Below are 540 nucleotides of genomic sequence, written 5' to 3'. Positions count from 1 at the left end.
GAATGCGCTCACGGCGTTCACGCATCGCCGCAAGCTCCTGTTCGACATGAACTTTCCGAGCATCCTCCATCGCCACGGCAATGGTTTCGCTGATCACGCGGATGCTGTCTTCCGAGATGAGCGGCGATGCCTCGTGGCATTCCGCTGCATGCAGTTTGCAAAGCGCGCTGGCAAGCAGCCGCGCATAGTCTTCCGGTTTGCGACCCATGTTCCCCACCTTTTTTGATTAGAGCCACAGAAAACCACACAATAATGCAAAAAGCCACATATTTCTCACATGCCGATGGAAAAAATTGCGAGCATCACGACGGGGCTGCCCGCGCGCGAATGCTGCAAAACGAGACTGTTCGGAAATGAGGCGCGGACATGCCCGCCGGGCGTCATCGCGCCGCGGGAAACACGATGTCTGCCTGGAAACCGTCAACACGCCCGGCAACGGGCGATGTGAGGACGAGGCTGGCGCGCATCTGCGCCAGGAGCCGGTCGGCGATGGAAAGCCCGAGACCCGAGCCTGCGGCGAGCGTCCTGCCGCGGGAAAAG

1 protein-coding gene is annotated in these 540 nt (G+C 60.2%); it reads right to left on the bottom strand.

Annotated elements, in window-relative coordinates; all coding sequences use genetic code 11:
• Positions 1 to 208, bottom strand: a 208-nt coding sequence (locus O6P37_RS28430; RefSeq protein WP_269897218.1) for a hypothetical protein, incomplete at its 3' end; no start/stop codon positions are given.
• Positions 209 to 540: the final 332 nt, after the last annotated feature.

Origin of the sequence: Mycobacterium hippophais (genome assembly GCF_027529605.1) — a bacterium.
Lineage (GTDB): Bacteria > Actinomycetota > Actinomycetes > Mycobacteriales > Mycobacteriaceae > Mycobacterium > Mycobacterium arseniciresistens.
This window is presented reverse-complemented; position numbering and strand designations above follow the sequence as displayed.